11 protein-coding genes are annotated in these 12180 nt (G+C 61.0%); 4 read left to right on the top strand and 7 right to left on the bottom strand.

All coding sequences use genetic code 11. The features are described from left to right. Window positions 1–32: 32 nt before the first annotated feature. The gene (locus VGF98_12710; GenBank protein ID HEY1682496.1) at window positions 33–2336 is read left to right on the top strand and encodes a DNA internalization-related competence protein ComEC/Rec2; all 2304 of its coding nucleotides are present in this window, start codon (window positions 33–35) and stop codon (window positions 2334–2336) included. 481 nt (window positions 2337–2817) lie between these two features. Here the strand turns inward: VGF98_12710 and VGF98_12705 are convergent, their stop codons facing one another. Genes VGF98_12705 through VGF98_12690 form a run of 4 tightly spaced genes read right to left on the bottom strand, consistent with a single transcriptional unit; the run spans window position 2818 to window position 4980 of the window. After that, the gene (locus tag VGF98_12705; GenBank protein ID HEY1682495.1) at window positions 2818–3339 is read right to left on the bottom strand and encodes an AAA family ATPase; all 522 of its coding nucleotides are present in this window, start codon (window positions 3337–3339) and stop codon (window positions 2818–2820) included. Window positions 3340–3380: 41 nt separating this feature from the next. After that, the gene (locus VGF98_12700; GenBank protein ID HEY1682494.1) at window positions 3381–3779 is read right to left on the bottom strand and encodes a hypothetical protein; all 399 of its coding nucleotides are present in this window, start codon (window positions 3777–3779) and stop codon (window positions 3381–3383) included. Beyond that, on the bottom strand, window positions 3776–4375 hold the full coding sequence (locus VGF98_12695) for a hypothetical protein (protein ID HEY1682493.1): 600 nt from the start codon (window positions 4373–4375) through the stop codon (window positions 3776–3778). The genes VGF98_12700 and VGF98_12695 overlap by 4 nt, the downstream gene beginning before the upstream one ends. Window positions 4376–4434: 59 nt before the next feature. Further along, on the bottom strand, window positions 4435–4980 hold the full coding sequence (locus VGF98_12690; GenBank protein HEY1682492.1) for a hypothetical protein: 546 nt from the start codon (window positions 4978–4980) through the stop codon (window positions 4435–4437). Between the two features lie 123 nt (window positions 4981–5103). On the opposite strand from VGF98_12690, the gene VGF98_12685 reads away from it, so the two are divergent. Beyond that, the gene (locus VGF98_12685) at window positions 5104–5910 is read left to right on the top strand and encodes a hypothetical protein (protein HEY1682491.1); all 807 of its coding nucleotides are present in this window, start codon (window positions 5104–5106) and stop codon (window positions 5908–5910) included. A 4-nt stretch (window positions 5911–5914) separates the two neighbouring features. Here the strand turns inward: VGF98_12685 and VGF98_12680 are convergent, their stop codons facing one another. Beyond that, a complete protein-coding gene (locus VGF98_12680) occupies window positions 5915–6721 on the bottom strand; it encodes an isocitrate lyase/phosphoenolpyruvate mutase family protein (GenBank protein ID HEY1682490.1) in 807 nt (268 codons plus the stop codon). A 67-nt stretch (window positions 6722–6788) separates the two neighbouring features. On the opposite strand from VGF98_12680, the gene VGF98_12675 reads away from it, so the two are divergent. Then, entirely contained in the window at window positions 6789–8135 is a 1347-nt protein-coding gene (locus VGF98_12675; protein HEY1682489.1) for an alkaline phosphatase family protein, read from the top strand. Between the two features lie 59 nt (window positions 8136–8194). Continuing rightward, window positions 8195–9526, top strand: coding sequence for an alkaline phosphatase family protein (locus VGF98_12670; protein HEY1682488.1), 1332 nt, complete (start codon window positions 8195–8197; stop codon window positions 9524–9526). 13 nt (window positions 9527–9539) lie between these two features. Here VGF98_12670 and VGF98_12665 read toward each other — a convergent pair whose 3' ends face one another. Both VGF98_12665 and VGF98_12660 read right to left on the bottom strand, forming a co-directional pair. Next, window positions 9540–10187 carry a peptidylprolyl isomerase gene (locus VGF98_12665; protein ID HEY1682487.1) on the bottom strand — a complete coding sequence of 216 codons (648 nt, stop codon included), beginning with the start codon at window positions 10185–10187 and terminating at the stop codon, window positions 9540–9542. A 55-nt stretch (window positions 10188–10242) separates the two neighbouring features. Beyond that, window positions 10243–12171, bottom strand: coding sequence for an oligopeptide transporter, OPT family (locus tag VGF98_12660; GenBank protein ID HEY1682486.1), 1929 nt, complete (start codon window positions 12169–12171; stop codon window positions 10243–10245). Window positions 12172–12180: the final 9 nt, after the last annotated feature.

Below are 12180 nucleotides of genomic sequence, written 5' to 3'. Positions count from 1 at the left end.
AGCCGCGCGGGCGTACGTCGCGATAGACGAGCGTGCAGCCGTACGCACTGGTGGCGTGCGCCGCCGTAGCCGTCGCGTCGACGCTTGCGTCGACGCAAGCGCTGTCGCCCACGGATCGCGTGTGCGCGGCGGCGTCGATCGCCGGCGCGTTCTTGCTGGCCGCGAGACTCGCCCGACCAAATCGAGGCCTGATGTGGGCGCTACTGGCGGTCGTCACTTTGGCGGTGCTCAACGGTGCGATCCGAGGCGAACCGGCAGCAACGGAAACAATCGAGCTGCGAACGCAGCGCTATGCCGCGACCGTCATCGATGTCGCCGGCCAAGATGCGGTGCTACAGGTCGACGCCGGGCCGCGTCTGCTGGCTGCTTTGCCAACGCCCATTCCGCCGATCGGATCGCACGTCGTGGTGCTCGGCCGGCTTGCCGAGTTCGACGGTCCGCGCAATCCAGGCGAGCCGTCGGAGCGGGCGATCCAACACGAACGCGGTTTCGACGCGCGTCTCGAGACGGCGCATATCGTGTCGCAAGCTCCCGGAGATGGAAGCGACTGGCGCGTGCTGCTCGCACGGGTGCATCGGTGGGCGCATCAACAGCTGGCCGCTCGGCTTGGAGAACCGCAAGCGACCGTTCTTGCGGGCGAACTGTGGGGCGAACGCTCGGAATTACCACCGAACCTGAAAGCCGAATTTCAGGAAACCGGAACCGTGCACGTGCTCGTTACGGCGGGACTGCATTTAGGCGCCGTGGTCGCACTAGTCGTCGCGTTACTCACCGCATTCGCTTTGCCGCGTGCAGCGACGTGCGCGATCGCTATCGCGGCTGCGTGGCTGTTCGTGGTGTGGAGCGGCGCGCAACTACCGTCGGTTCGCGCCGCATGCATGGCTACCGCGGTATTGGCCGCGCGCGCTTGCGGCCGGGCGTCCCTATCTTGGAACGCATTGGCATTGGCAGCGATCGGCATTTGCGCGTTTCGACCTGCGAGCGTCGCAACCGCATCGTTCGCGTTGTCGTTCTCGTGCGTCGGTGCGATTTTTGCGTGCGCTTCGCCGATCGAGCATTGGCTCGAGTCGCACGTCGCGTTGCCCGCACGCGTTCGCGAAGCGCTCGTGCTGTCGATCGCAACGCAACTGGGAACGTGGCCGCTCGGCGCCGCGGTCTTCTTGCAGTTTTCGCCGTATGCGATCGCCGCCAACGTCGCCGTCGTGCCGTGTGTCGCGGTTACGATGGGACTCGCCGCATCGCAGCTAGCCGTCGCCTGGTCCGAACCGCTGGCGCAAGCGTTGGCCAATCTCGATAATTGGCTACTCGAATGGATGCTCGGCGTCGTTCGCACCGTCGCGTCGCTGCCGGGGTCGAGCCTGCCGATGACGCCGCCGCCCGCCTGGTGCATCGGTCTGTATGACGCGACGATCGTGTTCGCGCCGATCCTCGCGCGACGCGGTGCCGCCGCGGGCGCAATCCTGCTCCTACTCGCGTCGGCAACGTTCGTACTGTGGCCGCCGCGCACAACAGATATGCGATTGCACATCACCATGCTCGACGTCGGACAGGCCGACTCTATCGTCGTCCAGACCCCGCGCGGCCACGCGATCGCGATCGATGCCGGCGGCCGGCTGGAACGTGGAGGGCCGGCCGGCGATTCGATCGCCGAACGCGTCGGCGAACGAACGGTCGTCCCGTTCTTGCTTCGACGAGGCATCCACCGGCTCGATGTATTGGCGATTTCACATCCACACGGCGATCACGCCGGCGGCGCCGCTCCGATCCTGCGACGCATTGGCGTCGACGAGATCATCGACAGCGGACAGTCCTACGGCGGGCACGCCTATCGCGACGCGGTCGCCACCGCGCGCGCAAAATCGATTCCGATCCTGTTGCCCCGCTCCGGGTCGTCGTGGTCGACCGATGACGGCGTGCGGATCCAGTTCATCGGCCCGTCGTTGCCATTGGTTGCGAACACCAAGAACAACATCAACGAAAACTCGCTGGCGTTCACGCTGCGATACGGTACGTTTTGTATGCTCTTTACCGGCGATGCCGGCGCAATCGCCGAGCAGCGCTTTCTGCGCGAAGATGTCGACCTACGATGCGCGATTCTCAAGGTCGGCCACCACGGCTCAGCATATAGCTCGACACCTGCGTTTCTCGAAGCAGTGCGGCCGACGTACGCACTCATCTCAGTCGGACGCCACAATCTTTTCGGCCATCCGGCACAGTCCACGATCGAAGCGCTCCAGCAAGCCGGCGCTACGATCTATCGCACCGACCAAAACGGCGCAATCGAGGTTACGAGCGACGGCTTCACGTTCGACGTTCGCCCCATGCTCTTGCCGTAGCGGCAGCGAGGAGCTAAACATCGCTCGTCTAATGAGATCGTTGTGCGTGAAAATCTCATCGGGTCGATACCGATCGTGGTTTCCCTTATCGTCACTTTCGGGTTGTGTGCGCTTCTCAATCGCACGCGACCGAAGTGGTGGTCTTCCTTCACGACGGCGGCGTATCGCTCGACGTGGAGTCGTCGAACGTATCTCCTCCAGGTGTGTTCGGGGCTGGCAATCGCAGCGGTTTTCACCGTAACCCTATTGATTGCATCACGGTTCGTCGTGGCGCGACCGACTTTTGCAATGTATTTTTATCGAATGCTATTGCCGTTGGTACTCGTTATAAACGCCGTATTTTTGCCGTTGCAGAATGCTACGCATCCACCGCTAATCGACGACTGGCTAGACTGGACCACTCAAGAGGACGACAAGAGTACGAACGCTCGAGCTGAATCTACTCCTTAGCGATCGCCCATGCTCTTGCGGAACATTTCTATCAGCCCCGTTTGGCGATGGCGTCGAGGATCCGATCGGCGACTGCTTCCGGGGCGAGCGCGGTGGTATCGATAACGGTCTCGTCGCCGGCCTGCGGCTTCGGAGCGGCGGCCACGTGTTGCAAACACCACGCACGCGACGCGTCGGAACACTCACGCCCATATATTCGCCGCTCTAGCTCTTCCGTGTTGGCCACCAGCGTAAACGGACAGAAATCCGCATCGGCCTCGCGCATCGCCGCGATCGTTCGATCTCGGATGCGCTCGTTCGATAGACTCATCGGGACCACGATCGTCGAGCGAGGATACGCGTTTCGAAACGATCGTAAACATGCCCCAACGAGTTCGCTCCAGGACTCGTACTGTTGGAAATCGCTCTTGGGGTCGAGACTGCCGAGCGTTTCGGTTACGACGCTCCCGATCAATTCCGGATCGAAGAGAATCGCCTCCGGAATCCTCGCCATTAGCAGCCTTGCAACGGTGGTCTTTCCGATACCGAACGCACCGTTGAGATAGACGATCATCCACCGACGATTCGCCTAGCGAATGGCACGTCCCGGCGAAATCAATCTGGAAACGGGCAGACCGAAACTTCGATACACGCTTCCTCGCGCTGCTCGTGGCGGCGTGAGGTCTCGTTCGGAAGTTCGGGGAGCCACTCGATGCGTTGCAGGTCGCCGAACGCGTCGCATACGACGGCCAGCTCGCCGTGCACGCGAAAGCGCACACGGCGCGACTCACGCGAGGCCTGCCTTCCGGCTATTTGAAAGCTCCGGCACCACGGCTCGCCGCAATCGCATAGCCGTCCGACGCTTGCCACGTCGACCGACCGTCGCAGACCTGCGAGCATGAGCGGCGTCAGCGCGTCGCTGCCGACGCCAATATAGTCGCCATCGAGACATAACCGCAGCTGGAGATATAGACGCTCGTCAAACTCGCGGATGGTCATCGAAAGCGCGCTCACGGCTCCGGTGACACTTCGTCGTCGGGCAAGACGATATCGCTGGGAGGTGGCTCGGGTGTTGCGCTGGTCGCCTCGGCACAAATAGATTTCTCGACGCGGTCGGTCTCCGCTTTAAGAACGGCGCCCTTGGAAAACACCGCGTCGTGCGCGTGCGGTCCGAAGGAGAATGCGCCGGCTCGCCCACCGCCGACAAACGTGCGAGCAAACTGCACGTGCAACGTGTCGCCGCAGAAATTGACGACGTCGTCGACGTCGAGTTCGACCTCCTGCGAAACGTTGGTGCTGAAAACGCGACGCGTTTCATTGGTTTGCGTAACGTAGACGGCCTCGGCGAGATCGCCGCGCTTGGCGATAACGAAACCGCCCGCGATGACGTCTTCGGCTACCGTAAGTTTTACTTTATGCTCTTCTTGCGACCGCCCGAATCCGCCAACGCGGATCTCTTTGGTGACGAGCACCGGAATGACGGTACCGCGCGGAACGATGGCGGTCGTTGGACCGCTAGACGATTGAGGCGACGGTGCGGCTGGCGATGCGGCGGCGATGCCGGCACCCAGCACGCAAACCATAAACGCCCCGAATACAAACAATGGCATGCGAAGGCTCCTTTGCCATCCATTGTCGCTCCCGCGCTTGCCAGGCGTCTGGCGAGGCGCTAGGGCTCAGTCGTAGATGTCGACCAGGCGTCCGCGAAAATCATTTTGCGCAATTCGCTTTCCAATGCAAAGAAGCGTCGCCCGCTATCGTCATTTTGTGCTACTTGACCCGGTTGAACGATCGTCCCCAGCGACCAGCGGATTCCGCAAAGTGCGACGGTAACCGTGTCCTCCGGGCCATCGATGTACGAACTCGTCGCTGGTGCTAGGCGCATATCGAAGAAAGATGCCGCTTTCAGCACACCGACTATTTTTCGAAACGACGCAATCGGATCGGACGCAACGAAAACACCCGTTCGCGGGACGTTTCGCTTGGCCGTCAATCGCGCGGAAGCGCGCTCGGCGTACGTCGCTCGAGCGGGGAAATACGTCGCCTCAAAGGAGTAGTCCGGCCAACCACCGTTGGGGAACGCAGATTGCACGACGGACACATAGCGGATGTCGTCGTACGTCCATGTCGTCCCGGGAACGCAAGCAGCCGGCGCCGGCGCAGCAAAACAAAGTGCTGTCACCAGCGCGCCGGCACAGATCACGGCCCACTTCATTACACCACACGTACGGCGCATAGGGGTTGATGATGCCCCTTGCGTCCCCGGCCCTGCTAAGCAGGCGGCAATTCGAAACTAGTCCCATAGGGATAGAAGGGACGTGGCGCCGAAAACCGGGGCGTGCGATTTCGTCCTTGGGCATTCATGTCCGCGGTTTTCTTGCTTTGTACGCTCGTCGGTGGCCCGGCGGCGCGAGCCGATGGCCCGTCGGCATGGCACAATCCGTTCTGCTCGGCCGACGTGCAAGTGTTTCCCTGGGATCACAGGCGCGACGAACCCGCACCGCTCGGCCGGAGCGATCGCTACGTGTTGGATCTGAGCGCGGATGGCACGAGTTCCGTGGCGGCGACGGTCACGCTCATTTCGACGCAAGGTGCGTATAGCGTCACGATGGATCGCACGCTGCTGAAGCAAGGCGACGACAAGAAGTATTACGCCCCCGCGATGATGGTCGGTTTCGACGCACCGCGCGATGTCGAGTTCGCCTACATCGACAGCGTGGGGGTGGATGGTGCGGCGCAGACACCGTGCCCGAGCGTCGTGCAAGAAGTGCACTCGATGCAGGGGAAACTAGCCACCGGCAAAGATGCGCCGTCCTTTGCCGGCGTGGCCATCACCGCTGCAGCGTTCAAACAAGATCTGCCGGCGCTGGACTGTGGCGCGGCGTACATCGAGCCGGTGTTGCTCAGTCGCGAGGGCCCGGACATCGGTCACTTCGGAGATCGCCCATTGACGACCACGATACACGTGTATTTAGATTCCGCAGGTCATCCGGTCAACGCAACGCTCGAAAAGAGCAGCGGAGTCGCAGGAGTCGACGACGTAGCGATAGCCGGCGCCGAACAATCGCATTACAAACCTGCGAAGTTCCTATGCACGCCGGTCGTCAGCGAGATGTCGGTTGAATTCGACTACGGCACGGAATGAGCGTCTACTCGCGCGTGAAGATTCGGTTCGTCTCCGTATAATCCAAAGAATCGCCCGAAAAGAACTCCGACGCAACAGCGCTTTGTAGAAAACGGTGGGTCGCCGCCAGTGCGGTTCCATACGCGAGCTTGGCGCCGAGCGCTCCGGCGCTAACGCGCCGCACACCCAGTCGCCGCAGCTCCGAAAGCGACGGCAGTCCCGCTACCGCCAGTACGTTCAGCGGTCGCGCGACCGACTGAACGAGCGAAGCGATATCGCCGGCGCGTACGACGCCGGGCACGAACACGCCGTCGGCACCCGCTTGCGCGTACAGTTCGACACGATCCATCGACTCACGTAACGCCTGCGCTTCCGGCGTTAACTCGCGCAGATACACGTCGGCTCGCGCATTGACAAACAATCCCGCATCGTGCGTCATCCGCTTGACCGCCGCGATTTTTTCGCAGAGCAAATCGGGCGATCCGGTTCCGTCTTCCAAGTTAATGCCTGCGGCACCGAGGTCGCACAAATGTTGCGCGAGCTCGCCCACGTCCACAGGGTCGTCGGAAAAACCGCTCTCGATGTCGACCGTGACTGGAACGTCGCCGGCGGCGCGACACACCGTCTCGACGGTGTCGAACAGGCGCTCGCGCGGCAGAATGTCGCCGTCGGGATAGCCCCACGCCCAGGCGACGCCGGCACTGCTGGTCGCGATGGCGCGAGCACCGCTTGCGGCAACGAGACCGGCCGAGCCCGCATCCCACACATTGGCGAGAACGAGTATTTCGCCGTCCTCGTGCAATTCGCGGAACGCGTTTACGGATCTACGCACGATGAGAACCGGCCTTTCTGAGAAGCGCAGGGAGGGAAGCCTCGACGGCGTCGAGGTACAACGTTCTATGCTCGATAGGAGAATGCTGGCTTTCGCGCTCTTGCTTGTTGTCGCCGCCGGATGCTCGGGTGGAGGCGGATCGTCGAGCTCGGGCTCGCCGCCAATATCGGGACCGACGACCGGCCCGGCCCCAACGCCGAATCCACTCATCAAACACGTCGTCATTATCGTTCAAGAAAATCGCAGCCTCGACAACCTCTTCGCAACATTCCCGGGCGCCGACGGAGCGACCAGCGGAAAGACGAAGAAGGGCACCGTCCGGCTCGCCAAATACCCGCTTGAAGATCCGCTCGACATTCACCATATTTGGCAGACGTTCATAACCGAATACGACAACGGTGCGATGGATGGATTCGGAAACATCGGGTACAACGACGGGTCGCCGGCGGGAAGCTTTCCGTATCAGTACGTCGATCCCAACGATATCCAACCCTATTGGTCGATGGCCAAGCAATATACCCTGTCCGATGAAATGTTCGAAACGCAGAGCAGCGGCAGCTTCGTGGCACATCAAGATCTCATCGCCGGTGACACGGCGATCAATTCCGACGAGGTACTGGCGAATATCCCGACACACGAACCGTGGGGTTGCGATTCACCGCAAGGTACGCTCACTTCGCTGCTCAAGAAGCCGCGGGTTTTCTTATCGAATCAGGGGCCATTTCCGTGTCTGACGTATAAGACGCTACGCGATACGCTCGACGGTTCGAACGTATCGTGGAAATACTACGCGCCGCCGTTTACCGCCAAGAGCCGCGGCTGGATATGGACGGCGTTCGACGCGATTCACGCCGTTCGATACGGCCCCGAATGGAAATCCAACGTGATTTCGCCCGAAACGCGGGTGTTGACGGATGCTCGGAACGGCGATTTGCCGGCAGTATCGTGGGTTATTCCCGATTACCTCAACTCCGACCACCCCGGCTCGCCATCGAGCACCGGACCGTCTTGGGTGGCACAAGTCGTCAACGCAATCGGTGAAAATCCCGACCTCTGGAAGTCGACGGCGATCCTGATTACATGGGACGACTGGGGTGGATTCTACGATCACGTAGCCCCCAAGCAAATCGATTTGCAAGGCCTAGGCTTCCGCGTTCCGATGATCGTCGTTTCGCCGTACGCGCGCCCCCATCACATTTCACACACGCAGTACGAATTCGGAAGCATCATCAAGTTCGTCGAGCAAACGTTTGGCTTACCGAGCTTAAACACGACCGACGTCCGATCCACCAGCATGATGGATTGCTTCGACTTCAGCCAAACGCCCCTCAAGTTCAAGCCGATTCAAGCCAAAACGAGTATGTCGACGTTCATCAACGAGCGCCCCTCGTCGATCGAAGTCGATTCCGAATAGTCCGTGTATCGAAAGTACCTCGAAGGGAATCACACCGCATGCATACGTATGGCGTTTTCATGAAACGTTCGTGGATATTCGCTTTAGCAATCCTGGCAAGCGCATGTTCGGGCGGAGGCTCGGGAAGCTCGAGCAGCCCGCCCGTGCAGCCGACCACCGGGCCGATATCCTCTCCCAATCCGTACATCAAACACATCGTCATCATCGTTCAAGAAAATCGTAGCTTCGACAATTTGTTCGCGACGTTTCCGGGTGCTAACGGTGCGACCAGCGGCAAAGGCAAACACGGAATCGTCAAGTTGATGAAGTATCCGCTCAAGGATCCGGTCGACATCCGTCATTACTTCGAAACGTTTCAAACCGAATACAACAACGGTAAGATGAACGGCTTCGGCTCCATCGATTTTGCAAATGGCCAACCGGCCGGCAACTGGCCCTATCAGTACGTGGATCCCACGAATATCGCGCCGTATTGGACGATGGCCAAAGAGTTCACGCTTTCCGACGAGATGTTCGAAACGCAAAGTAGCGGCAGCTTCGTCGCGCATCAAGATCTCATCGCCGGCGATACCGCGATCAACTCGAGCCAAGTGCTCGTCAACCTTCCCTCGAGTACCCCGTGGGGGTGTGACGCACCGTCCGGTACCGCGACGTCGCTGCTCACGCAGTCGCGAGAAATTCTCGTGAACCAAGGGCCGTTTCCGTGTCTGACGTACAAGACGATGCGCGACACGCTCGACGCCGCCGGCGTCTCGTGGAAATACTATGCGCCGACGTTCGAGCAACACGGCGGCGGGTGGTTGTGGACGGCGTTCGATGCGATTCACGCCGTTCGCTACGGGCCGGAATGGAAGGCGAACGTGATCACGCCCGAGACCACGGTCCTCACCGATGCGAAGAACGGCAATCTGCCCGCAGTCTCGTGGGTCATCCCGGATTACAAGAACTCCGATCATCCGCTATCGAATTCCAACACCGGACCGTCGTGGGTCGCCTCGGTCGTTAATTCGATCGGCGAGAATCCGCAACTGTGGAAGTCGACGGCGATCATCATTACCTGGGACGACTGGGGCGGTTTCTTCGATCACGTCGCCCCGAAGCAGATCGACTTACAAGGTCTCGGATTCCGCGTGCCGATGCTGGTCGTTTCGCCGTATGCGCGACCGGGGTACATCTCACACACGCAATACGAATTCGGCAGCATCTTGCAGTTCGTCGAAAACATCGACGGACTGCAGAGCCTGGGAACGACCGATCGGCGTGCCGCGAGTATGCTGGACTGCTTCGATTTCAATCAGAAGCCGATTCCGTTCAAGCCGATCGCGTCCGAATATCCGATCAGACGATTCGTGCACGAGCGACCGTCGCTGCACGAGGTCGACTACGAGTAGTCGATAGCTGAGGCTAGTGTCCCGGCGTTTTCTTCGGCGCCGGGGCCGGTATCGAAATCGTCGCCGACTCGATCTTGTCGAGTTTCGGGTACGACTTGTCGGTGTAGGCTTTGCCTTCCGACGTGATTTCGTTTTGATCCGGTTGCTCGCCGTAACCTGCAAATATTTTGCTAACGGCATTCATTCCGCTGATCACCTTGCCGAACGGTGCGAAGCCCATGGCGTCGAGACGTGCATTGTCGGCCAGATTGATGAACACTTGCGTGGTGCGCGTGTTCGGACCGGCCGACGCAAAACTCAAATAGCCGGTCTTGTTGCTACCCTTCACCGGATCGTCGTGAAGGTCGGCATCGGTCCACGCGGCGTTGATCTTCGGATTGGAGCTCAAACCGAACTGAATGACGAAATGCGGAACGACCCGGAAGAACGTCGCGCCATTGTAAAATCCATACTTCACGAGATTGTAAAAGCGGTCGGCGCCCTGCGGCGCCCACGACCGGTCGACCTCGACGACAAACGAACCAGCCGTCGTTTTGAATGCGACGTCGTATTTGGCCGGAGCCTTGGCTGTTAGCGCGGTCGGATGGAAAATCTTCGGGCTGGGAGCCGGCGAATTCGCCAGCGCCAGCATCAACGGTAGGGCGGCGATTGCTGAAAGCACGCTCGACGTTTCACGCCCCCGCCGCGGCGCGCCTCCCGTTTAGCCGGGATTGCGCTTAAGCTGCCGAGCGCCGCTCCGACCGCAAGTACAGCGAAGCCGCCGCTCGATACAATGCCGCAACCACGATGACGAACCCAGCCGCGCCGAGCAACAGCGCAGGCATCGCAAATCCGTCTCCCACGACGGCGAGCGGCGTCGGACGGCCAGTCGTCACGATCAGGCCGGCTAACAGCACGCCGAAGAGACTTTCGCCCACGATGAAACCGGAAGCCACGAGGACGCCCATCTGGCGGGCGCGACCTTCGTCGCGTTGTCGCGCGGCCCAGCGGTTGAAGTAGAAGCCGGCGACGGCACCGACGACGACCGGCGCCGTACTCGATGCGGGTAAATAAATTCCCAGACCAACGGCGAGGGGCGGCAAACGCAGGCGCGTCGTTTTGCGCAGAAGTTCGTCGATCGCGACGATCGCAGCACCGAGGATCGCACCCGCGCCGATGAGGCGCCAATCGATCTGGCCTTGAATGACGCCGCGCGCCAATGCCGAGATCAGCGTCGCCTGCGGTGCTGCCAGCGGCTGGATGTTGCCGTGCGCCGGCGCGCCGGGAAATCCGTACGCGTGCGCGAGCACATTCAAAATCGGCGGAATGACGAGCGAGCCGGCGATCACGCCGGCAATCAATGCGACCTGCTGCTTCCACGGCGTGGCACCGACGAGTTGTCCGGTCTTGAGGTCTTGCAGGTTATCGTTTGCGATCGTTGCGACGCACAATAAAATGGCGGTAACGAACAACGAATACGCGACCAGCGCGTGCCCGAGCGCGGCAATTTGCGAACCGGCCAGCGCGACCAACAGTAGCGATGCACCGATCACCGCTAAAATCGCGAGGCCCGACACCGGGCTATTCGACGACCCAATCAACCCGGCCATATAGCCGCAGGCGGCTGCGACCGCGAATCCAGCCACGACGACGTACGCCACCGCACCGGCAACCAATGCTGCCATCAATCCGGGCGGCACCGAACCGCGGAGGAACTCGACGAACAATAGCGCCACCGGAATGAGCGACAACGCGGCGATGATCGCGACCGTGCCGATCGGCAAGTCGCGTTCCGTGATCGGAACGTCGTTTCCGGCGGCGGCGTGTCGCGACGCTTGGATCGACGAACGCAATCCGTTCACGACCGGCTTGACGAGTTGTCCGATCGTCCAAATCGATGCGATGCCGATCGCACCCGCACCAATAAAACGTACCTGATGCGACCAGACGGCGGTCGCGACGGTGGCGGCGTCGCCGGCCAACGGATGGAGCGCGGTCAACAGCGGAATTGCGACGCCCCACGCAATGACCAAGCCGGCGAGTATGGCAATACCGACGGTCAATCCGATCAAGTGTCCGGCGCCGATCAACGCGAGCGAGAGCGCGAAACCGATGCCCGTCGTCGATGGTCCGATGCGCCCGTATTCGTCGATTTCACCGGTGAAGAGTTGGCTGGCGACGACGGCTGCAAACCCGAACGACGCGAGGCTCCCGGTGACCAACGCTCGCAATCCACCACCGGAAGCCTCGGGCGACCGCTCCGCGCCGACCTTGAGCACTTCGGCCGCTGCAACGCCTTCGGGATATGGGAGATCGCTTTGCACGACCAGCGCGCGCCGTAACGGCACGCTGTACATCACGCCCAGAATGCCGCCGGCGGCGCACACGCCGAAGGTTTCCCAAAACGGAAAACCGCTCCACCAGCCGATCATTACTAGACCCGGTAGAACGAAGATAACGGCCGACAGCGTCCCGGCCGCGGACGCGACCGTCTGCACGATGTTGTTTTCGACGATCGTGGCGTTCTTAACGGCGCGCAAGACGGCCATGGAAATGACCGCAGCGGGAATCGTGGACGCGAACGTAAGGCCGACCTTCAACCCGAGGTAAACGTTCGCGGCCGTGAACACCAATGTGATCGCGGCTCCCAAAAGGAGCCCGCGCAAGGTAAGTTC

Origin of the sequence: Candidatus Tumulicola sp. (genome assembly GCA_036490475.1) — a bacterium.
GTDB lineage: Bacteria > Vulcanimicrobiota > Vulcanimicrobiia > Vulcanimicrobiales > Vulcanimicrobiaceae > Tumulicola.
The sequence above is the reverse complement of the archived record's forward strand: the minus strand, read 5'-3'. Positions and strand labels throughout refer to the sequence as shown.

Coding starts and splice junctions, on each gene's coding strand:
- VGF98_12705 (HEY1682495.1), bottom strand. CDS start 3,339: ATGATCGTCTATCTCAACGGTGCGTTCGGTATCGGAAAGACCACCGTT.
- VGF98_12695 (HEY1682493.1), bottom strand. CDS start 4,375: ATGCCATTGTTTGTATTCGGGGCGTTTATGGTTTGCGTGCTGGGTGCC.
- VGF98_12690 (HEY1682492.1), bottom strand. CDS start 4,980: ATGAAGTGGGCCGTGATCTGTGCCGGCGCGCTGGTGACAGCACTTTGT.
- VGF98_12675 (HEY1682489.1), top strand. CDS start 6,789: ATGCTCGATAGGAGAATGCTGGCTTTCGCGCTCTTGCTTGTTGTCGCC.
- VGF98_12670 (HEY1682488.1), top strand. CDS start 8,195: ATGAAACGTTCGTGGATATTCGCTTTAGCAATCCTGGCAAGCGCATGT.